Here is a 21723-nt window from a genome sequence, read left to right as displayed (position 1 = left end):
AAAGCAGGCATTGCCGACGCCTTCTTGTCATTTTTATGGGTTGCAGCACGTTCTTTCCCAACGCCAAAAAGCAGGGATCAGGCAAACCCTGCTCAAGCATTTGCAGCCGCATCGAGACAGCGCTACCTTAGTGCCTTGAATTTTGTTTGGCAAGCAGCCCGATGACCTCCACTAAAAACGATAAAAATACTCGCACCACCGGTCGCCCTACCCTCAACGAAGTTGCCCGTCTGGCAGGTGTGAGCCCGATCACCGCGTCCAGGGCCCTGCGCGGTATCAGCACCGTCGCCACCGAACTGGTGGAAAAGGTCCAGCAGGCCGCGCTCGAACTGAACTACGTGGTCAACCCCGCCGCCCGCGCCCTGGCCTCGGCCCAGAGCCATTCGGTGGTGGTCCTGGTGCCATCGCTGTCGAACCTGCTGTTCATCGAAACCCTTGAAGCCATCCATCAGGTGCTGCGTCCCAAAGGCTTCGAAGTGCTGATCGGCAACTACCACTATTCCCGTGATGAAGAAGAAAACCTGCTGCGCAACTACATGGCCTATCAGCCAAGAGGGTTGCTGCTGACCGGCTTCGATCGCACCGAAAGTGCCCGCCGGATGATCGAGACCAGCAATATCCCCTGCGTCTACATGATGGACCTGGACCCGGGCGCCGGTCTGAACTGTGTCGGTTTTTCGCAATTGAGTGCTGGCGAAACCGCCGCACAACACTTGATCTCACGCGGTCGTCGGCACCTGGCCTACATCGGCGCGCAACTCGACCAACGCACCTTGTTGCGCGGCGAAGGTTTTCGGCGCGCATTGCAGCAAGCAGGCCTGTACGACCCGGACCTTGAGTTGCTGACACCGCGCCCGTCATCGGTGGGCCTTGGCGGCGAATTATTCCTGCAGATGATGGCCAGCCACCCGCAGGTTGACGCGATCTTCTTTGGCAACGACGACCTGGCCCAGGGCGCCCTGCTCGAAGCCATGCGCCACGGGATCAAAATCCCCGAACAAGTCGCCGTCCTCGGCTTCAACGACCTGCCAGCCTCGGCGCACATGGTGCCGCGCCTGAGCAGCATCAGCACCCCGCGTGAAGCCATCGGCCGCCGCGCCGCCGAGCACATGCTGACCTTGATGGCCGGCAATTCGGTGGCCAATCCGGTGGTCGATATGGGGTTTGAGTTGAAGGTTCGCGAGAGTACCTAGGAAACCCGCTCTCGGACATTCCCGCCAACACCCTGGGATGCGTCCCACAGATTTGCCGGAAATGCTTGCCATCGATTTTTTTACGCTTGCCGTAGCCTGTTTGGAGCTGCTTTTAACCGCCCCAAGGAGTCTTATGTCATGCACACGGACCCGCAAAAACAGCAAGGGTTACTCTCGCGCTGGAGCGAAGCCCTGGCGACCGAGGCGTTCACGTCTCGCCGGATAAACCTCGGCCACCTGGCCGATACACTCGAGCTCAGCACCCGCGCAAGCTTTCAGCGCTTGTTGCAGGCGCTGCTGCGCGAAGGCCTGCTGAATTCCGAAGTCCTGCAAGCCAAGGGCTCGATGCATTGGCTCACGTTGCTCGATGGTGCCCGGTTGTGTTTCGAAGGGCTTATCCCGGCGCGGATGCACAGTTGGGACCTACAGGGCGACATCACGCTGTATCGCTCTGAATGCCCAGCACAAAAACTGTTGTTTCCTTCACAGTTGCTAAACCTGCTCTGCACGCAACTTGAGCCTTTACCGTCGCCCGAAGTGCTCGTTCGCCTGGCCGAAGAGCTTGATGACAGCTTCTGCAATGCCACCTTGTGCCAGGCCTTTCACCACGGCTGGAGCCGTCAACTGCGTGAACAGTTCAAACTCGCCGATGACGATAATCTGCTGACCTGGCTCAAGAGCAATCCCTCCCACCCGAACCCGACATCGGTGCTTGAACAGTGGGGCACGCTGGGTCATCCCTGGCACCCGAACTACAAGACCAAGCTTGGCTTGGGCACCACTGAAGTCATTGCTTTATCACCGGAATTCGAAGCCTGCGTGCCCGTCGTCCTGTGCGCCTTGCATCGGCAATGGGCTCACGTCGAATCGTTGAACGAACCCGAGCATTACCGCGGCTGGTGGCAAGGGCATTTCCCGATCGCGGCCGAACAATTGATCCAGCACCTTCTAACCCAAGGTCTCGACCCGGATGACTACCTGCCCCTCCCCGTCCATCCGTGGCAAGCCGCAGAGGAACTACCGCGCTCGTTTACTCGCGAAATTGCCGACCGCGTGCTGGTCGTGACCACCATCATTGCGTTCAACGGTCAGCCGACCATGTCGTTTCGCACCCTGGCACCCACTGCAAACCGCTGTTCACCGATGGTCAAACTTCCTGTGGCGCTACGACTGACCAGCGTGCAGCGCACCCTTTCGCCACGCTCTGCGCGCATGGGGCCAAGGGTCAGCGGATTGTTGCTGCAAATACTCAAGCAGGAGCCGCAGATTCGAGCCGTGTTGAACATCGTGCCGGAACGTATCGGCGTGCATTACTCGCCGCAACCGGCAGATGATCAACGCTCCCGACACCTGGCGGTGCTTTACCGGGACAACCCGTCGCGCTTGTTGCAGCCGGGCGAGATGGCCGTTCCCGTTGGCAGCCTGTTCGCCCTGGATGAACACGAACAACCGTTACTGCGCCAGTGGGTCAGGTTGGCCCAAGGAGGAGACGGCAGACCGGAACTGCTGCGTTTTTTCCGTGACTATCTATCGATCGCCGTTCCCGGATTGCTCGGTCTGTACCTGATCTACGGGGTCGCCTTCGAGGCGCACCAGCAGAACAGTTTCATGGTCATGAGTGCTGAGGGACAGTTAAGCCGACTGATGGTGCGTGACTTCGGCGACATCCGGATTCACCGCCAGACCTTGCATCGGCAAGGCCTCGACCTTCAGTTGCATGACCCGCAGATGACGCTGTATGACGATGCGGACTTCGTGCGCGACAAACTCTTGCACACCACCTTCATGTGCCATCTCGGGGAGCTGGCACTGCTCTGCGCCCGGCATTGGAAGATGCCGGAAGATGCACTGTGGAATGAGTTGGCCATTCAGGTCAGTGACTGCTTTGACCACTTGCGTGAACGGGTCGAGCCACAGCGCTGGACAATCGAGCGTCTGGCCTTGTTGAAACAGGACTGGCCGGCCAAATCGTTCATGCGTATGCGCTTGCTCGACAGTGCGCTCGATATCGTCGGTCGTCTGAGCAACCCGCTTCGATAGCCCAGCGCACGAAGACAAGTTGAAGTGGGCGCAAGCTTTTTACCGACGATCAGAGCGCTGCAGGATGGAGCATCGCCAGCAGCGCCTGCACCGCCGCAGAAGGTTCCCTGAGCGGTGTGGCCACCAGCGCAAACTCTCGATGAACAGGCACCGCCAACGGCAGTACGCGCAACCCCTTGCGATTGGCTGGCAAGGTCATTTCCGGAACCAGCGTCACTCCGACGTTTTCCCGAACCAGCGTGAACGCACTGCCCCACTCTCGAACTTCAACCCGGACATCAAGCAGCGCAAGACCTGCATCCGCTGCCAGGCTGCGGGCATTGACGCTGCAACCGCCGGTGGCCAGCACAAATGGCTGCTCGACCAGTTCCGCCAGCATCAACCCGTGCTCGTGGTTTCCTCGGGCCAATGGATGCGCCATCGGCAGCACCGCAACCCAGGTATCTCGCCCCAACATTCCGGCATTGCGTTCAGGTGGAGGATTGAGCACCACGCCCAGATCAACCAGGCCAGCGCCAAGCAACGCTTCAACTTCGTTGTCGCTGACCTCCAGCGCCACCACCTGAATACCGGGATACAGCTGATTGAACTGGCGCAACAGCGGCGGCAGAAACGTCGCGAGCACCATCGGAAAACTGGCCAGGCGAATCGTGCCACGCTGAATGTCCCGCGCCGCTTCGGCGGTGGTCCGGATGGTCTCAAGGGCCTGGAGCATCACCCGCGCCTGTTCGATCACGTGTACTCCAACCGCGGTCGGCAAGGTCTGACGGTTTTCCCGGACAAACAGCTGAATACCGAGCACGTCCTCAAGCAAGGCCAGCGCTTGACTGGCTCCCGATTGAGTCATGCCGATACGCTCGGCAGCGCGAGTAATGTTGCCCGTGTCGGCGATAGCCACCAGCATCCGCCAATGCATCAGGTTCATCATGGCAGTAGCTGTCCTTATGGCTGATGTCTGAAAGACTAATTTTACGACGAGTGTGGGCGACTATGACACTGATCAAAATCCTCACCTGGAACTCTGACCATGAAGTTGTATTTTTCGCCTCAAGCCTGCTCCCTTGCACCGCACATTGTTCTGCGTGAACTGCAGTTGCCATTCGAGCTGGTCCGCGTCGACAACCGAACGAAGAAGACCGGCGACGGTGCCGACTTTCTTGCGATCAATCCGAAAGGCTATGTCGCGGCGCTGCAACTGGATAACGGCGATGTGCTGACCGAGGGACCGGCAATCCTGCAATACCTGGCTGATCTTCGCCCGCTTGCCGGCCTTGCACCGGCGTGCGGATCCTGGGAAAGAGTGCGCTTGCAGGAAGTCCTGAACTTTATTTCGAGTGAGATTCACGGCGCTCTGGGACTGCTGTTCAACGTGCAGTTTCCTGATCAGGTGAAAGCGCTCTTCAAGGAGAAACTGTTCAAGCGGTTTGCCGTGCTGACCCAGACTCTGGAGCAGCATGATTATCTGCTGGGCGAACGCTTCAGCATCGCTGATGCCTATCTGTTCAGCGTGCTGCGGTGGACTGCCTTGTTTGATATCGACCTGAAGCAATGGCCGCCGCTGGAGCGTTTTCAGGCGCGGATTGGCTCACGGCCTGCGGTAAGCGAGGCGCTGGCGGCGGAAGTGGCGCACGCCTGAAGATTGATTACGGGTGAATGACGCAGCTGGAAATGAACGCGGAGCCCGATTGCCGGGCTCCGTCAAGGCGGGCTCAGTGCCCGAACACACCGACCTTTTTGGCCTTCTTGTCAGCGCGTTTTTCAACGGCTGTCTTGGTCGGTTTCTTTTTCGCCGCTTTCTTCGAATCCATGCCTTTGCTCATGATGCACGCTCCACCAACTGGGAATATGAGATCAGGTATACACCTATCTCGCAGCGTTGGTTCTTTTATAATAGGCGCATTTTTCGCAGTGACCCTCTCGCACATGCCCAACACCCAGTACACCCAGCTTGCCGAGCCACTGTGGCCTTTGCTGAACAAGTTTTATCGCAGTCACCAGTCATCGATGAAAGCGGTTCGCGACGCTCAACTGTGGGTAGGCAAGCGCGACGAGATCATCGCCGGGCTCTGTTTGCGGCCGATGGCGGAGGGTTTTTGGCTGACGGGGTTATTTGTCGACCCGGCCTTTCGGGGACAAGGTATTGCGGGGGCGTTGATGGCCCAGGCGCTGGTGCAGATCACGGCGCCGGTGTGGCTGTTCTGCCACCCGGACTTGCGCGAATTTTATGAGCGCAATGGTTTCACTGCGGACCCGTTGTTGCCCTACGCACTGGCCGAGCGCCTGGCTCGCTATAAACGCAACAAGCCGATGATCGCGATGGGCCGAGCATTGGGAGCCAGCCCGGTTTAGTCGTCTGCCGCCGGATCAAGATCCGGGAACATCACCTCGGTAAACCCGAACTTGCGGAAGTCGGTGATCCGCGACGGGTACAATCGGCCGATCAGGTGATCGCATTCGTGCTGCACCACTCGGGCGTGGAAACCCGAGGCGATGCGCACAATCGGCTCGCCCTTGGGATCGAAGCCTTCATAGCGAATGTGCTGATAACGCTCGACCGCCCCCCGCAGCCCCGGTACCGACAGGCAACCTTCGAAGCCCTCTTCCAGCGTCGGATCAAGCGGCGTAATCAACGGGTTGATCAAGATCGTCTGCGGTACGGCGTCAGCGTCCGGGTAACGTTCGCTGTGTTCGAAGCCGAAGATCACCAGTTGCAGGTCGACACCGATCTGCGGCGCAGCCAGGCCAACGCCACCGACGCTTTCCATGGTCTGGAACATGTCGTCGATCAACTGCCACAGCTCGGGGCTGTCGAACATTTCGGCCGGTACCGGCGGAGCGATACGCAGCAGGCGCTCATCGCCCATTTTCAGGATTTCACGGATCATCGTCAGGCTTCGTCAGTGGTCGGGTTGAGCGAGTGATCCCGGCCCAGTCCCGAAACATGGTGTTTTTCGTCGTGTTCGCCGAAGTCCTTGGCGCCAGGATGCTTGCCTTCGCTCGACATGTGGTCGATCACCGCATTCATTTCCGCGCCGAGCAACAGCACCGCAGCGGAAATGTAGAAGTACAGCAACAGCACGATGATCGCACCGATACTGCCATACATGGCATTGTAGTTGGCGAAGGTTTTGACGTAATAACCGAAGCCCAGCGAAGCGATGATCCAAACCACCACTGCCAGCACCGAACCCGGCGTGATGAAGCGAAACTTCTGTTTCACATCAGGCATCACGTAGTAAATCAACGCGACCGCGACCATCAGCAAAATGACGATCACCGGCCAACGCAGTATCGTCCACAGCGTGACGATGAACTCTTCCATGCCGATCTGCGACGCAATCCATTCCATCACCTGCGGGCCGAGTACCATCAAGGCCGCAGCGACCAGTAGCATGCCGGCAACGCCAACAGTGTAGAAAATCGACAGCGGGAAACGCTTCCAGATCGGCCGGCCTTCGACCACATCGTAGGCCGCGTTCATCGCGCTCATCATCAGCCGCACACCCGCGGAGGCGGTCCACAGGGCGATGACGATACCCACCGAGAGCAATCCACCCTTGGATTGCTGGAGTTGGTCGATCACCGGGTTCACTTGTTCCAGCGCTTGCGGCGGCAACACCAGCTCCGACTGAAGACGCAGCCAGGAAAAGAAGTCCGGCAGGTGCAGGAAACCGATCAGGGCAATCAGGAACAGAATGAACGGAAACAGCGAGAACAACATCTGATAGGCCAGCGCCGAGGCATAGGTCGACATCTCGTCATTGATGAACTCGGTGACCGTGCGCATCATCACGCGGTGCAAGGGCAAGCCTTTCAACTCCGGGAACATCATAGCGTCTCCTTTCGCCGCAAAAGGGTTGAAGTCGGGGGCGACTCAGGGGCCGTTTTCTACATCAAAGTAACCTACTTGGCGACTTTGAAACAATTTCGGGGAGGTTAAATACGGTAACCGACATAAAAACGGCCATCCGTGGATGGCCGTCGCAGTGCATTAACGCCGGTTATCGGATCAGGCTTTATCGATGGTTTTCTTGATCGCCTCTTTAGCCTTGCCGAGCACTTGCTGGGCTTCGCCTTTCTTCTCCTGAAGCTTGTCTTCGGCTCGCAGCTTGGGGTTGTCGGTGGCTTTACCCACACCTTGCTTGACGTTGCCGACCGCTTCGTTGGCCAGGCCTTTAACTTTATCGCCAGTGCTGCTCATGGTATTTCTCCTGTGAACATTCAAAGGTCAGTGTCGTTACCTGGTGGTTGACCAGAGGGCGTTGCACAGAGTTTCATTTATTTTCAGCGCGTCATTTCATCCGCAAATGCAGGTTGGGCTTTATGTTTGCCAGCCAACCCCCGAGAATGCGCAACGTATTCAGGCCGTGGCGCTGAAGATCCAATCCCGTAGGAACGTTATGAAACTCGATAAAAAGCAGGCCATTGCCCGCAGAAACCAGGAACTCGGCGGTGCAGTGCTTGGTGTCAACAACTGCCATTTCACCGAATTGAACCGCAACCGCAACATCTGGTGGTTTGATATCCCGGTTGCGCGCCTGGCCATTGGTCAGTACGAATGGGTTCACCTGCTGATGCACACGCCCGCCACCGACGAACTGCTGCACCTGAAAGTACCGACGGTGTTCCTGCGCGAGAAGCTCGAAGGCCTGGTGGTGCGCAACGAAGGCAAGCGCAAGGCGGCCCTGAGCCTGGAACTGAGCGCCGACAAGGACTCCTACCTTCAGGACATGCGCCCAGCCGGCACCAACGTCAACTTCGCGCAGTTCCGTCTCTAAAGAGATCGTTCCCACGCGCAGCAAAGGAATGCCGCCCCCCGCTGCTGGGACGCAGAGCGTCCCGGAATGCGTTACCACGCGGAGCGTGGGAACGAGCAGGTTTCTCTGCCAGCAACAAAAAGCCCCGCATCTGCAGGGCTTTTGTTTGATTAGGCGCTGACCTTCTTCAAGCCGAGTTTCTTCAGCTCTTCATCACGCAATTCGCGACGCAGGATCTTGCCGACGTTGGTGGTCGGCAGCGCATCGCGGAACTCGATGCCTTTCGGCACTTTGTAGCCGGTGACGTTGGCACGCATGTGCGTCATCACCTGCTCTTTGGTCAGGGTTACGCCCGGTTTGGCAACGATGAAAATCTTGATTGCCTCGCCCGACTTCTCGTCCGGCACACCAATGGCTGCGCATTGCAGCACGCCCGGCAAGGTCGCCAGTACATCTTCGAGCTCGTTGGGGTAGACGTTGAAACCGGAGACCAGAATCATGTCTTTCTTGCGATCGACAATGCGCATGTAGCCATCTGGCTGGATCAGCGCAATATCACCGGTCTTCAGCCAGCCTTCGCTGTCGAGGATTTCGTCGGTGGCTTCCTGGCGCTGCCAGTAGCCTTTCATCACTTGCGGACCTTTCACACACAGCTCACCGATTTCGCCTAGTGGCTGTTCAACGCCAGCGTCATCGATGACTTTGCACAGGGTCGACGGAACCGGAATACCGATCGTTCCCAACTGAATGTTCTGGTTTGGATTGACGGTGGCTACCGGGCTGGTTTCGGTCATGCCGTAACCTTCGCAGATGGCGCAACCGGTCACGGCTTTCCAGCGTTCGGCAGCGGCCAGTTGCAGGGCCATGCCACCGGACAAGGTGATTTTCAGGCCAGAGAAATCCAGCTTGCGGAACGCTTCGTTGTTGCACAGCGCCACGAACAAGGTGTTCAGGCCGACGAAACCGCTGAACTTCCACTTCGACAGTTCCTTGACCATCGCCGGCAGATCGCGCGGGTTGCTGATCAGGATGTTGTGGTTGCCAATCAACATCATCGCCATGCAATGAAAGGTGAAGGCATAGATGTGGTACAGCGGCAGCGGCGTGATGAGGATTTCGCAACCTTCATTGAGGTTGGAACCCATCAGCGCCCGGCACTGCATCATGTTCGCCACCAGGTTGCGGTGGGTCAGCATTGCACCCTTGGCCACGCCGGTGGTGCCGCCGGTGTATTGCAGCACGGCAACGTCGCTGCTGGCCGGGTTGGCTTCGGTTACGGGCTGGCCGTGACCTTTGCTCAACACGTCATTGAACTTGACGGCCTTGGGCAGGTGATAGGCCGGGACCATCTTCTTCACGTACTTGATGACGCTGTTGATCAGCAAGCGCTTGAGCGGTGGCAGCAGGTCGGCCACTTCCGTGACGATGACGTGCTTGACGCCCGTCTTGGGCACCACGACCTCGGCCAGGTGCGCCATGTTCGCCAGGCACACCAGCGCCTTGGCGCCGGAATCGTTGAATTGGTGTTCCATTTCCCGCGCGGTGTACAGCGGGTTGGTGTTGACCACGATCAAGCCGGCACGGATGGCACCAAACACAGCGATCGGGTATTGCAGCAGGTTTGGCAGTTGTACGGCAATTCGATCGCCCGGCTGCAAATCGGTATGCTGTTGCAGGTAAGCGGCAAAAGCACCGGACAATTCGTACAGCTCACCGTAGGTGAGTGTCTTGCCGAGGTTACTAAAGGCCGGTTTGTTGGCGAAGCGTTGGCAGGATTGCTTTAACACCGCCTGAATATTCGGATACTCGTCTGGATTGATCTCGGCAGCAATTCCAGCTGGGTACTTATCCTTCCAAAAGTCTTCGATCATGGAAGCCCACTCCTCAGCAACGCGAATTCTTCACCGCATTTTGCGATTATTATTGGTGTGTGTTTTTTGGTGAATCCGGCTTTACCCAGGCCGGGAAGTCACAAAGCGCGCCGAGAGTAGCAGCTTTGCCAAGGCCCTACTAGAGCCAAATAGAGCCTTCACAGTCACTTTAACGACTCAAGACCGGCAAATGGTCGATTTTAGAGCAAAAAATCTATACACCCTTGAAACGCCCTGAAATTGGCGTTTTACCCCGCTGAAAAGCATCGCGGGCAAGCCTTGCTCCTACGGATTTGTGTCGTGCCACAATTGGCTGATCGACACTAAACCTGTAGGAGCAAGGCTTGCCCGCGATCGCGCGAAGCGCGGCCTTTAACGATTACGCGATATCGCGCAGCTCCCGTCGCAATATCTTGCCCACCGGCGTCATCGGTAGCGACTCGCGCAGCACGATGTGCTTGGGCACCTTGTAGGCGGTGAAGTTTTCCTTGCAGTAGGCCTTCAGCTCTTCAAGGCTGACCCCTGCCTCACGCGCCACCACGAAGAGCTTCACCGCTTCCCCGGAGCGTTCGTCCGGCACGCCGATTACCGCGCAGTTGGCGACTTTCGGGTGCGCCATGACCACATCCTCGATTTCGTTCGGGTACACGTTGAAACCCGAGACGATGATCATGTCTTTCTTGCGATCGACAATTCGTACGAACCCGTCCGGGTCGATCACCGCGATGTCACCGGACTTGAACCAGCCGTCGGCATCCAGCACTTCGGCGGTGGCTTCGGGTTTCTGCCAGTAGCCTTTCATGATTTGCGGGCCCTTGATGCACAGCTCGCCGCGCTCGCCCATGGGCTGTTCGACACCGTCATCATTGATGACTTTCAACGTGGTACCCGGCACCGGCAGGCCGACCGTGCCAATGCGCGACTTGTCGCCATACGGATTGGTGCAGGCCACTGGCGAGGTTTCAGTCAAGCCGTAGCCTTCGGTGATCCGGCAACCGGTTATCTGCTCCCAGCGTTCAGCGGTGGCCTTGACCAGTGCGGTACCGCCGGAGTTGGTGAGTTTGAGGCTGGAGAAGTCCAGGGTCTTGAAGTCCGGATGATCCATCAGTGCGACGAACAGCGTGTTGAGCCCCAACAGCGCCGAGAACCGCCAGTTCTTCAGCTCCTTGATGAAACCGGCGATGTCCCGTGGATTGGTGATCAACACGTTGTGGTTGCCGGTCACCATCATGCACATGCAGTTCGCCGTGAAGGCATAGATGTGGTACAGCGGCAGCGGCGCGATCATCACTTCCTGACCTTCACGCAGCAGCGGTTTGCCATTGCTGCCGAACTGGCCAAGACAGGCGCGGGCCTGCTGCATGTTGGCGACCAGATTGCCGTGGGTCAGCATCGCGCCCTTGGCCAGCCCGGTAGTGCCGCCGGTGTATTGCAGCACGGCGACATCATCGAGGCTGACGTTCAACGGCTTGATGCTTTGACCGCGGCCCAGGCGCAGCGCGCTCTTGAAGGAAATCGCCTGCGGCAGGTCGTAGGTCGGGACCATCTTCTTGACCTTGTCGACCACGGTGTTGATCAGCCAACCCTTGGCGGTCGGCATCAGGTCGCCCATCTTCGCTTCGATCAGGTACTGAATCTCGGTGTCGGGCAGTACTTCCTGGACCTTCTGCCCGAACATGTTCAGGTACACCAGCGCCCGGGCACCGGAGTCCTTGAACTGATGACGCATCTCACGCGCGGTGTACAGCGGGTTGGTGTTGACCACAATCAGCCCGGCTCGCAACGCGCCGAACACGGCAATCGGGTAATGCAGGACATTGGGCATCTGCATCGCGATGCGATCACCGGGCAGCAGGTCGGTCTGAGTTTGCAGGTAGCCAGCGAACGCCGCGCTGTAGCGCTCAAGCTCGGCATAGGTGAGCGTCACGCCCATGTTGCTGAATGCCGGACGGTCAGCGAATTTCTTGCAGGAACGCTCGAACACCTCGATCACCGACTTGTAGGCACCCGGTTCGATATCATTGGGTACGCCGGCCGGGCGTTTGTCATTCCAGAAATCAGGTTGCATTGTACTTGTCCTCTTTACCTGAGCAAATCCGGGCCGCCTTCTCTGTGACGCTGAAAAGCGGGGCTTCTGGGACACTAGCAGCTATGGTGATTCAGGCAAATATACGCACCCGCTTCATTAATAGCGTGAATCTTGCTGCTGGGGGACACCCACATCGCACGCCCTGTGGTTGATGAGCTATACAATGCAACGACGCCGCGTCTAAACAAAACCGCGCAAAGGAATCGCCATGATCCACGACACATTCTGGTTGACCGCGAGCGATCACAGTCGACTTTTCGTCAACCAGTGGCTGCCTGAAGGCCCGCTGAAAGCGGTGATTCTGCTGTCCCACGGTATGGCTGAACACAGCGGCCGTTATGCGCGGCTGGCGCAGGTTTTATGTGCCGAGGGTTACGGCGTCTATGCGCTGGACCAGCGCGGTCATGGCAAAACCGCCGAAAACGGCGTGCTCGGGCATTTCTCCGACCAGGACGGCTGGTGCAAAGTGGTCGGTGATCTGGCCAGCCTCAATCAGCACATCGGTCAGCACCATCCGGGCGTACCGATCGTGCTGCTCGGTCACAGCATGGGCAGCTACATCGCCCAGGCGTACCTGCTGCACCACAGCGCCAGCCTGCACGGCGCCGTCCTCAGTGGCTCGAACTTCCAGCCCGTCGCGCTCTACCGGGTAGCGCGCCTGATTGCGCGTTTCGAACGCTGGCGTCAGGGGCCTACCGGTCGCAGTGCACTGATCGAGTGGTTGTCGTTCGGTTCATTCAACAAGCCCTTCAAGCCTCATCGCACTCGGTTCGACTGGCTCAGTCGCGACCCGGACGAAGTCGACAAGTACGTCCACGACCCCCTCTGCGGCTACCGTTGCACTAATCAGCTGTGGATCGACCTGCTCGGCGGCTTGCAGCAAATCAGCAAAGCGTCCAATCTCGCGGAGATCGATCCGGGCCTGCCGTTGCTGGTGATTGGTGGTGAATGTGATCCAGTGAGCGAAGGCAAACGTCTCAAGGCTCTGGCCGACGCACTGCGCAGCGCCGGCAACCAGTGCATGCAGCTGAATATCTACCCGCAGGCCCGGCACGAACTGTTTAACGAGAGCAACCGCGATGAAGTGACCGCGGACCTGCTCAAATGGCTGGCTGAGGCACTGAGCCATCGCCGGCCACCCCGAACCGAATAATGTTTGGTTATCACACTTAACTCGTCACAGGATTCAAGACACATGACCCAGGTTACCAATACCCCGTACGAAGCCCTCGAAGTCGGCCAGACCGCCAGCTACAGCAAGACCGTCGAGGAACGCGACATTCAGCTGTTCGCGGCGATGTCCGGAGACCACAACCCGGTGCACCTGGACCCCGAATTTGCAGCAGCGAGCATGTTCAAGGAACGCATCGCCCACGGTATGTTCAGCGGTGCGCTGATCAGCGCCGCCGTCGCCTGCGAGCTGCCTGGGCCGGGGACTATTTATATCGGTCAGCAAATGAGCTTTCAGAAGCCGGTAAAAATCGGCGACACCCTGACCGTACGCCTGGAAATCCTCGAGAAACTGCCGAAATTCCGCGTGCGCATCGCCACTCGGGTATTCAACCAGCGCGATGAGCTGGTCGTGGACGGCGAGGCCGAAATTCTGGCGCCACGCAAGCAACAGACCGTGACCTTGCCGACATTGCCCGCTATCAGCATCGGCTGATGCCCATATATGATCGCTCCCACGCTCGCGTGGGAACGATCCTCTGATCCAGGCGTTTTTAACCGACTTACGACCGGGCACGAGCCTGATAACACAAGGCTTTGACCTGATCGTGGTTGCGTTGTGCCCCGTGATACTGACGCTCGACCAGATCACGAATCCCCAGCAGATTGTCTTCATTGATCTTTTCGAGCGCTGCTTTGTAAGCCTTCAGGGCATGGTCCTCGCCACGCCTGGCTTCGTTGAGCACCACTTCTTCGCTCTTTCCAGTGACCAATGATTTGACGCCGACCCAACGACGATGCCTATCACCGCCGACACGGGTTCTGGTCTCGGGATCGCCCCCCATCGAACGCACGGTATGTTGAAGTTCGACAGCGGCAGTGGCGCACTCGGCAGCGCGTTTGACAAACAGCGCCTTGAGTTCAGGATGCTTGATGTCCTGGGCACAGGTCTTGAAACCCTCCTGACCGTCCTTGCTGATCTCGATCAGGTCGTTCAGGACTGAAATCACTTCTTTATTGATGTCAGTCATTTTTCAAATCCTCGCAGACCAAGAGGGATACCTAAAACACTGCATCTCGTGTGCCAGCCCTTGAGTGAGTTTTTTATCTTATATTTCAATAAGTTAAATTTTCACCAAACATCTGCACCCGAGTTATTTGCATGATCTGTCAATTGGCCTGCATGCAGAATGCCTGTATTTTCCAGACTGTTTGAATCAAGACGACCGATCGATGAATCCCGAAAAGCTTGAACTGCTGGTCACCCGCGAAATGCCCTTTGGCAAATACAAGGGGCGCATCATTGCCGACCTGCCCGGCCAATACCTGAACTGGTTCGCCCGCGAGGGTTTCCCCCACGGTGAACTGGGTGGCTTGCTGGCCCTGATGCAGGAAATCGATCACAACGGCCTGTCCGACTTGCTCGACCCGCTGCGCGCCAAACATGGCAAACCCAAGCCACGCCACTGAACCACGGAACGAGTCGCCCCCATGCCCGAAAACACGCGCCGTGCCCTTGATGAAGCTTTTTGGCAAACGTTCGCCGACCGCTATGAGGTCCAGCCAGGTCCGATCAACCTTGAGAACGGTTACTTCGGCCGCATGTCGCGCACCGTGGTCGAGGAGTACCAGCGCAACATCGAATTCATCAACCGCAGCAACTCGGTATATGTGCGTCAGCGTTTCGAAAAACTCGAAAGCCTGAAAATACGCGGGCAACTGGCCGAGCTCTTGCAGGTGCCCGCCGAAGCGGTAGCCCTGACACGCAACGCCTCGGACGCACTGCAATCGCTGATTCGCAACTACAACAGCTTGCAACCGGGCGATCAGGTGCTGCTGTGCGATCTGGAATACGACACGGTCAAAAGTGCGATGCGCTGGCTGGCTCGCCATCGCGGCGTCGAAGTGATCGAGATCGAGCATGCTCATCCCGCCTGCTTCGAGACGTTGGTGGCAACCTACCGTGAGGCGTTCGTGCGTTATCCACGGCTCAAGTTGATGGCGCTGACCCACGTCACCCATCGCACCGGCCTGGTGATGCCGGTCAAGGCGATTGCGGCGGCGGCCAAAGAGCACGGGGTCGACGTGATCCTCGACGGTGCCCATGCCCTCGGCCAGATCGAATTCAATCTCGATGAACTGGGCATCTCTTTTGCTGGCTACAACCTGCACAAATGGATCGGCGCACCGTTGACCCTGGGGTTCATCTACATCGCGCCACAGCGTCTGGCCGATATTGATCCGGACATGGGCGAGTTTCATTTTCCGCTCACCGACATCCGCTCGCGCACGCCTTACAGCACGCCAGACATTCCGGCGTTACTGACCTTGCCGCTGGTGTTCGAAGAACATCATTCCATCGGTGGCGCGGCCGCCAAGGGTGCACGGCTTAATTACTTGCGCAATCTGTGGGTCGAGACTGTTCGCGATGTGCAGGGCATTGAAGTCATGACTCCGGATGATCCGCGCCTGTATTGCGGTATCACCTCGATGCGCTTCACCCGGCATGCCGACCAGCAAGCGATGGTCGACCGCCTGCTCCACGACTACAACCTGTTCACCGTGGCCCGCAACGGTTCGGCGTGCGGCAGCTGTATTCGCATTACACCGGGCCTGACCAATACTGCGCAGGAAATGCAGCTGCTGGCCCAGGCCCTGATCGAACTGAGTTGAGGTAATGAACACCGGGACGGGTGTTCACACGGTATAGATGTCGAAGTCTTCGGGCTTGATCTGCGCTGACATCGCGCGCTTGTCGATCCCGATGGTCAACTGCCCGAAATAACCGTCTTCCCAGGAATCACGGGCAATGGTGTGGATTTTCAGTATCGAGTCTTCCCCATGCATTTGGGTAAAAAGCTCATCCTGATCGTTGTGCAGCGGCGAAATGCTCCGCCCGCTGTAGTCTTTGGCATTCAGCACCGAACGTGACGTCACCTCCGGAAGGTACAGCTGGCCGACCCAGGCAACATGCCGCGCTTCCAGGTGATTGCTGCCGGTAACGATTCGAACGGCAACATGGATGTGCACGCTGCGCCCTGCATAAAACCCCGGATAAATCGTGGTAAACCTGACGACGCCTTTGCGATCGGTGAATTGCCCACCGCGCAAATAGGTGTCGTCATCGGTACGTGGAACCGAGCCGATATCGCCGACATCGACCTCCTTATCCGGATTGATCTTGCTCCAGCCTGAATAGGCCCCTCGCGCATTGCATTGCCAGATATCCACCAGGGCATCCGTCACCGGTTCGCAGGTGCTGACGTCGACAATGCCCAGTTTGAGCAGCAAGGGAATACCGCTGGCCCCTTCACTGATGTTCCTTCGGATCAACCTGGGGTTTCTGAAGTACGGGCCGGCAATCTGTTCGGGAGCCAATAAACAGACTGGCCCGGTTGCCATGGTTGTTGCGTGTTCTTCCATGAGTCGCTTCCTCCATAAGTTGCTCGAAGGATAGAGAGATCTCCGGGGTGGGTTGCGGTAACTATGTATGCCACTGAAGGCGAGCCACTTTTCTACAGGCAAAAAAAACGGCGCACTGACCAAGTGCGCCGTAAAGCCGTAGAACACAACTACAACGATTCTGCGTAAAAAACAGCCGGTAAAACCAATCAGTCCAGCAGTGCCAGCGCCTCGGCGGTGCACTCCTGGATACGTGCCCAGTCACCGTTCTTGATCCACTCCGGATCAAGCATCCAGCTGCCGCCGACACACATCACGTTTTTCAGTGCCATGTAACTCTTGATGTTGGCGGGGCCAACACCGCCAGTCGGGCAGAAACGCACTTCACCGAACGGGCCGCCTAGGGCCTTGATCGCTGCCACACCACCGCTGACTTCCGCCGGGAACAGCTTGAAGCGGCGATAACCCAGGGCATAGCCCTCCATGATCCCGGAGGCGTTGCTGATGCCTGGCAACAGCGGAATCGGGCTGGCAACGCTGGCTTCCAGCAGGTCGCGGGTAATACCTGGGGTCACGATGAACTGCGAACCGGCGGCTTCAGCGGCGGCCAGCATGTTGCGATCGAGCACGGTGCCGGCACCGGTGACCAGCTCCGGACGCTGCTCACGCAGAACCTGGATGGCCTTGAGGCCGAACTGCGAACGCAGGGTCACTTCCAGGGCCGTCAACCCACCTGCGGCAAGGGCATCGGCCAGTGGCAGAATGTCTTGTTCGCGGGCAATGGTGATCACAGGCAGAATCCGCGCCTTGACGCAGAGGCTGTCGATCAGGGCAACTTTGTCCGCCATGGAAACGGTCGGTTGAGTGTTTGTCATAGCGGCTGATCCTTGGTTCATGGGCACCAGTAAATCTCTAACGTGGGTTGCAGAAACGCGCGAATCGGCATTGCGGCGACATCGTCACCGGCCAGTGCGGCACTCAGGGTGGTCAACTTTGACTGACCGGAAATCGATAGCACGGTGAACTGTGCCGAGGCCAGCAGCGCACGACTCATGGTCAGGCGCTGATGCGGCACGGTCGGCGCCAGCATCGGCCAGCAATGGCGTGTGCCGTCGACTCTCAAGGCTTCGGCCAGGTTCGGGCTATTGGGGAACAGCGAGGCGGTATGACCGTCGTCGCCCATCCCCAGCACCAGCGCGTCGATGGCCGGCAATTCGGCGAGCAAGCGATCGGCCTGCTCGGCAGCCTGTTCAAGGTTGGCAGTGGCGCTGTAGAGGCTGAGGAATTTCGCCTTGGCCGCCGGGCCCTGTAACAAGTAACGCTTGAGCAGACCTGCATTGCTGTCGGCGTGCTCTACCGGTACCCAGCGCTCGTCGGCCAGGGTCACCACGACCTTGGACCAGTCCAGCGCCTGCTTGGCCAGATGCTGGAAAAACGCCACCGGGCTACGTCCGCCGGACACTACCAGCGTCGCGCTGCCTCGGGCATCGATGGCCTCGCTCAGTTGCTTGGCCACCGTCAGTGCCAGGCCTTCGGCCAGCAACACCGGGCTGCGAAACTCATGAGCGCTGACGCCCTGAGGCAGTTTGAATTCAGATATCGCCATACCACGACCTCCCGTCCCGCGTGATCAGTGCAATGGAACTCATCGGTCCCCAGGAGCCCGCCGCATACGGCTTGGGCGCGTCACCGGACTTCTTCCACCCGGCAATCAGCTGGTCACACCACTTCCACGCGGCTTCGATTTCATCTTTACGGACAAACAGGTTCTGATTGCCGCGCATCACTTCCAGCAACAACCGTTCGTAGGCATCGGGAATCCGCGCGCTGCGATAGGTATCGGAAAAATTCAGCTGCAACGGACCGCTGCGCAGCTGCATGCCCTTGTCCAGGCCCTGTTCTTTGGTCATCACGCGCAAGGAAATACCTTCGTCCGGTTGCAGGCGGATGATCAGCTTGTTGCTGATCTGCAAGCGCTGCTCGGGAGCGAAGATGTAGTGCGACGGTTCCTTGAAGTGGATGACGATCTGCGACAGTTTCTGCGGCATGCGTTTACCGGTACGCAGGTAAAACGGCACGCCGGCCCAACGCCAGTTGCGGATGTCGGCACGCAGGGCGACGAAGGTTTCAGTGTCGCTCTGGGTGTTGGAATTTTCTTCCTCCAGGTAACCCGGCACCGACTTGCCTTCGCTGTGACCGGCGATGTACTGGCCGCGCACCACCTGGGTGGTCAGGCCTTCCGGACTGATCGGCGCCAGCGCCTTGAGCACTTTGACTTTCTCGTCACGGATGCTGTCGGCCGAGAGATCCGCTGGCGGGTCCATGGCGATCAGGCACAGCAACTGCAACAGGTGGTTCTGAATCATGTCCCGCAGTTGGCCGGCCTTGTCGAAGTAGCCCCAACGGCCCTCGATCCCGACCTTCTCGGCGACGGTGATTTCCACGTGGGAAATGTAGTTCTGGTTCCACTGGGTTTCGAACAGGCTGTTGGCGAAACGCAGGGCGATCAGGTTCTGGACCGTCTCTTTGCCCAGGTAGTGGTCGATGCGGTACGTGCGGTTTTCCGGGAAGTACCGCGCCACGGCGTCGTTGACCTTGCGCGACGACTCGAGGTCCGAACCGATCGGCTTTTCCAGCACCACACGGGTGTTTTCGGCCAGGCCGACCTTCGCCAGGTTCTCGCAAATCGCGCCGTACACCGCAGCAGGCGTCGCGAAGTAGGCAATCATCCGCTGCGCCGTGCCGGCCAGTTCGGCCAGCGCGATGTAGTCGTCAGAATTGAGGAAGTCGACATGCAGGTACGTCAGGCGTGCCAGGAAACGTTCGAGCACGGCTTCGTCGAGTTCCTTGGCATCAACGTAATGGCGCAGTTCACGGGCAATAAAAGCCAGATGCTCTTGCTCGCTGCCCGGTTCACGGGCCAGTGCGATAATGCGCGTGTCCTCATGCAGCAGGCCAGCGCCATCGAGTTGGTACAAGGCAGGAAACAGCTTGCGCAGGGCCAGATCGCCCAAGGCGCCGAACAAGGCAAAGGTGCACGGTTCAACCGTAATCGAAGGCATGATGTTTGTTCTTTTATCAAGTTAAGCTACAAATACCTTTTTTTAAGGTATCGCTCAAGGAAAAATGTAGTAATAACCACAACATTTTTCCAAAATACAGATTCCAAGTGGTGGTCGGTCGGGGCCACCAGTAGGATAGGCCACCATTATGGGCCGCTTCACAGGCCCAATCTGCATAGCCGACCTAAGGAACATAAATGGACCGCGTGCGAAATTTACTGGAACAAATCCAGAATCGCCTTGCAGACCTGAACAAGGCCGAACGCAAGGTCGCCGAAGTGATCCTGCTCAACCCGCAGCAGGCCACTCGCTTCAGTATTGCCGCCCTCGCCCAGGCCGCCTCGGTCAGCGAGCCGACGGTCAACCGTTTCTGCCGTTCGTTCGGTGTCAGCGGCTACCCGGAACTCAAACTGCAACTGGCCCAAAGCCTGGCCAGCGGCGCGGCGTATGTCAGCCGCGCCGTGGAAGCCGACGACAACCCGGAAGCCTACACCCAGAAAATCTTTGGCAGCGCCATCGCATCGCTGGACAGCGCCTGCCAGGCACTGGACCCGAACCTGATCAGCCGCGCCGTGGATTTATTGATCCAGGCCCGGCAGATCCACTTCTTCGGCCTCGGTGCGTCAGCCCCGGTGGCGCTGGATGCGCAGCACAAGTTCTTCCGCTTCAACCTGGCGGTCACCGCCCATGCCGACGTGCTGATGCAGCGGATGATTGCCTCGGTGGCCCACACGGGCGAACTGTTCGTGATCATCTCCTACACCGGGCGTACCCGTGAACTGGTTGAGGTGGCGCGCATTGCCCGCGAGAACGGAGCCTCGGTTCTGGGTCTGACGGCCGAGGGTTCACCACTGGCCAAGGCCAGCACCTTGAGCCTGAACATCCCGCTGCCAGAAGACACCGACATCTACATGCCGATGACGTCGCGAATCATCCAGCTGACAGTGCTCGACGTACTCGCCACCGGCATGACCCTGCGCCGCGGCGTCGACTTCCAGCCGCATTTGCGCAAGATCAAGGAAAGCCTCAACGCCAGCCGGTACCCGATTGGGGATGAGTTCAACTAGTCCGAAATCTACATTGCCCGTTGCGGCCCCATCGCGAGCAGGCTCGCTCCCACATTTGGAATGCATTCACCTGTGGGAGCGAGCCTGCTCGCGATGGCGCCAGCCGCAACACCGTAATCTTGAGTTAAACCCCAACCCGCGCCTGCAAACTCAAATGCGCCCGCTCTCCCGGTGCCAGGCTCAGGCTATCGGTGCCTCCGCAGGCTGCCTCTACGCAGACAAACTCCGAGACCTCATTCCAGCTCACTCCCAGCAGCGGCCGTGACCCGGGATGCCAGACCACCGTATCCGCGCTGTCGCCGGTATCGATGCACAATTGGCGTTGCCAGGCGTGGTCCTTGAGCTGTAACTCGCCCTCGTGCTGGAACACCCGCTGACAGCCTCCCTCTACCCGCAACTCGCCTTTTTGCTCGCAGAACTCGCGCTTGAGCTGGTCATAACCTTGCGCGCCATCGAGCCCAGACAGCGCTATCTCGGCAACATCACCAATACGCCAATAGGCGTGCAATGCATGGCTCAGCTGGCACGGCAGGCTGTCCTGATGCTCAGTACTCAGGCGCAAATCCATGCGCTCACCCAAGTGCGCATGCAGGTCCACCTGCCAGTCACACAGCTGCAATTGCCAATGCAGACACACGCCGTCGTCATCGGTGCTGCTGTCGATCAGTTTCCAGTCGATCAGCCGTGCCCAACCATGGGACGGCCAGGCATTTTCGCTTGGATGACGGCCATACCACGGCCAGCACACCGGTACGCCACCGCGAATCGCCCCGACCTGCGGCCACTTCGCCGCGCACCAGAGCCAGGGCTTTTGGCCCGTGGGCTGGAAATGCAGCAACTGCGCGCCCTGACGACTGAACACCGCCTGACACAGCGGATGGTCGATCACCAGCACCTCGCGCTGCTGATAGCGCTCCCAGGCAAATACCGGGCGCTCGCGCAGGGATTTGAAGAAGCGTTGTAGCGGATGCTCAAGCATGTGCCGCGGTCCTGAAAATCATTTGTCCTACCTGAGAGACTGCGCCGCCCCAAAAAAAAGCGGACAGCCTTGGCCGTCCGCAAAAATGCGCAC

Annotated in this window: 22 protein-coding genes; 10 read left to right on the top strand and 12 right to left on the bottom strand. The window is 58.6% G+C overall.

Translation table 11 applies throughout. The features are described 5' to 3' along the window. The first annotated feature begins 161 nt into the window (after window positions 1-161). Both FPT12_RS10570 and FPT12_RS10565 read left to right on the top strand, forming a co-directional pair. A complete protein-coding gene (locus FPT12_RS10570) occupies window positions 162-1193 on the top strand; it encodes a LacI family DNA-binding transcriptional regulator (RefSeq protein WP_145016216.1) in 1032 nt (343 codons plus the stop codon). Window positions 1194-1331: 138 nt separating this feature from the next. Further along, complete coding sequence (locus FPT12_RS10565) at window positions 1332-3233, top strand: IucA/IucC family siderophore biosynthesis protein (protein WP_145016215.1); 1902 nt, start codon at window positions 1332-1334, stop codon at window positions 3231-3233. Between the two features lie 49 nt (window positions 3234-3282). Here FPT12_RS10565 and FPT12_RS10560 read toward each other — a convergent pair whose 3' ends face one another. Beyond that, window positions 3283-4161 (bottom strand): LysR family transcriptional regulator, encoded by an 879-nt coding sequence (locus FPT12_RS10560; protein WP_145016214.1) that lies wholly within the window; start codon window positions 4159-4161, stop codon window positions 3283-3285. 99 nt (window positions 4162-4260) lie between these two features. Between FPT12_RS10560 and gstA the strand changes: the two genes are divergently transcribed. Further along, on the top strand, window positions 4261-4869 hold the full coding sequence (gstA, locus tag FPT12_RS10555; protein WP_145016213.1) for a glutathione transferase GstA: 609 nt from the start codon (window positions 4261-4263) through the stop codon (window positions 4867-4869). Window positions 4870-5156: 287 nt separating this feature from the next. Then, entirely contained in the window at window positions 5157-5582 is a 426-nt protein-coding gene (locus FPT12_RS10550) for a GNAT family N-acetyltransferase (protein WP_145016212.1), read from the top strand. Here the strand turns inward: FPT12_RS10550 and def are convergent. The 3 genes from def to FPT12_RS10535 form a co-directional block, all read right to left on the bottom strand. Beyond that, window positions 5579-6118 (bottom strand): peptide deformylase, encoded by a 540-nt coding sequence (def, locus tag FPT12_RS10545; protein WP_145016211.1) that lies wholly within the window; start codon window positions 6116-6118, stop codon window positions 5579-5581. The two genes, FPT12_RS10550 and def, sit on opposite strands and share 4 nt — an antisense overlap. 2 nt (window positions 6119-6120) lie before the next feature. After that, window positions 6121-7065, bottom strand: coding sequence for a YihY/virulence factor BrkB family protein (locus FPT12_RS10540; protein WP_145016210.1), 945 nt, complete (start codon window positions 7063-7065; stop codon window positions 6121-6123). Between the two features lie 177 nt (window positions 7066-7242). Further along, complete coding sequence (locus tag FPT12_RS10535; RefSeq protein WP_145016209.1) at window positions 7243-7434, bottom strand: CsbD family protein; 192 nt, start codon at window positions 7432-7434, stop codon at window positions 7243-7245. A 199-nt stretch (window positions 7435-7633) separates the two neighbouring features. Here FPT12_RS10535 and FPT12_RS10530 point away from each other — a divergent pair, with 199 nt between their 5' ends. After that, window positions 7634-8011 (top strand): hypothetical protein, encoded by a 378-nt coding sequence (locus FPT12_RS10530; protein ID WP_071553721.1) that lies wholly within the window; start codon window positions 7634-7636, stop codon window positions 8009-8011. Window positions 8012-8160: 149 nt separating this feature from the next. Here FPT12_RS10530 and fadD1 read toward each other — a convergent pair whose 3' ends face one another. Both fadD1 and fadD2 read right to left on the bottom strand, forming a co-directional pair. After that, window positions 8161-9861, bottom strand: a complete 1701-nt coding sequence (gene fadD1 / locus FPT12_RS10525; protein WP_145016208.1) for a long-chain-fatty-acid--CoA ligase FadD1 — start codon at window positions 9859-9861, stop codon at window positions 8161-8163. 379 nt (window positions 9862-10240) lie between these two features. Then, window positions 10241-11929, bottom strand: a complete 1689-nt coding sequence (fadD2, locus tag FPT12_RS10520; protein WP_145016207.1) for a long-chain-fatty-acid--CoA ligase FadD2 — start codon at window positions 11927-11929, stop codon at window positions 10241-10243. A gap of 229 nt (window positions 11930-12158) precedes the next feature. Here fadD2 and FPT12_RS10515 point away from each other — a divergent pair, with 229 nt between their 5' ends. Both FPT12_RS10515 and FPT12_RS10510 read left to right on the top strand, forming a co-directional pair. Beyond that, entirely contained in the window at window positions 12159-13103 is a 945-nt protein-coding gene (locus FPT12_RS10515) for an alpha/beta hydrolase (RefSeq protein ID WP_145016206.1), read from the top strand. Between the two features lie 42 nt (window positions 13104-13145). After that, window positions 13146-13616, top strand: a complete 471-nt coding sequence (locus tag FPT12_RS10510) for a MaoC family dehydratase (RefSeq protein ID WP_054593675.1) — start codon at window positions 13146-13148, stop codon at window positions 13614-13616. Between the two features lie 67 nt (window positions 13617-13683). Here the strand turns inward: FPT12_RS10510 and FPT12_RS10505 are convergent, their stop codons facing one another. Then, window positions 13684-14151 (bottom strand): PA2169 family four-helix-bundle protein, encoded by a 468-nt coding sequence (locus tag FPT12_RS10505; RefSeq protein WP_145016205.1) that lies wholly within the window; start codon window positions 14149-14151, stop codon window positions 13684-13686. A gap of 202 nt (window positions 14152-14353) precedes the next feature. On the opposite strand from FPT12_RS10505, the gene FPT12_RS10500 reads away from it, so the two are divergent. Then, on the top strand, window positions 14354-14590 hold the full coding sequence (locus FPT12_RS10500; protein WP_019693207.1) for a DUF3820 family protein: 237 nt from the start codon (window positions 14354-14356) through the stop codon (window positions 14588-14590). A 21-nt stretch (window positions 14591-14611) separates the two neighbouring features. Further along, window positions 14612-15793, top strand: coding sequence for an aminotransferase class V-fold PLP-dependent enzyme (locus FPT12_RS10495; RefSeq protein WP_145016204.1), 1182 nt, complete (start codon window positions 14612-14614; stop codon window positions 15791-15793). 24 nt (window positions 15794-15817) lie between these two features. Here FPT12_RS10495 and FPT12_RS10490 read toward each other — a convergent pair whose 3' ends face one another. The 4 genes from FPT12_RS10490 to zwf all read right to left on the bottom strand — a co-directional run bounded on the left by FPT12_RS10490 (window position 15818) and on the right by zwf (window position 19584). Then, window positions 15818-16543, bottom strand: coding sequence for an intradiol ring-cleavage dioxygenase (locus FPT12_RS10490; protein ID WP_145016203.1), 726 nt, complete (start codon window positions 16541-16543; stop codon window positions 15818-15820). A 188-nt stretch (window positions 16544-16731) separates the two neighbouring features. Next, entirely contained in the window at window positions 16732-17397 is a 666-nt protein-coding gene (locus FPT12_RS10485; protein WP_024264889.1) for a bifunctional 4-hydroxy-2-oxoglutarate aldolase/2-dehydro-3-deoxy-phosphogluconate aldolase, read from the bottom strand. 17 nt (window positions 17398-17414) lie between these two features. Then, on the bottom strand, window positions 17415-18128 hold the full coding sequence (gene pgl, locus FPT12_RS10480) for a 6-phosphogluconolactonase (protein WP_145016202.1): 714 nt from the start codon (window positions 18126-18128) through the stop codon (window positions 17415-17417). Next, complete coding sequence (gene zwf / locus FPT12_RS10475) at window positions 18115-19584, bottom strand: glucose-6-phosphate dehydrogenase (protein WP_145016201.1); 1470 nt, start codon at window positions 19582-19584, stop codon at window positions 18115-18117. Before zwf ends, pgl begins: the two co-directional genes overlap by 14 nt. 206 nt (window positions 19585-19790) lie before the next feature. Here zwf and FPT12_RS10470 point away from each other — a divergent pair, with 206 nt between their 5' ends. Further along, window positions 19791-20651, top strand: a complete 861-nt coding sequence (locus FPT12_RS10470) for a MurR/RpiR family transcriptional regulator (RefSeq protein ID WP_178098709.1) — start codon at window positions 19791-19793, stop codon at window positions 20649-20651. Between the two features lie 124 nt (window positions 20652-20775). On the opposite strand, the gene FPT12_RS10465 is transcribed toward FPT12_RS10470, so the two are convergent. After that, a complete protein-coding gene (locus FPT12_RS10465; protein ID WP_145016200.1) occupies window positions 20776-21630 on the bottom strand; it encodes a D-hexose-6-phosphate mutarotase in 855 nt (284 codons plus the stop codon). Window positions 21631-21723: the final 93 nt, after the last annotated feature.

Source organism: Pseudomonas sp. H3(2019) (assembly GCF_007713465.1).
Classification (GTDB): domain Bacteria; phylum Pseudomonadota; class Gammaproteobacteria; order Pseudomonadales; family Pseudomonadaceae; genus Aquipseudomonas.
Note: the sequence above shows the minus strand (reverse complement) of the source record. Positions and strands in the feature narration are given on the sequence as shown.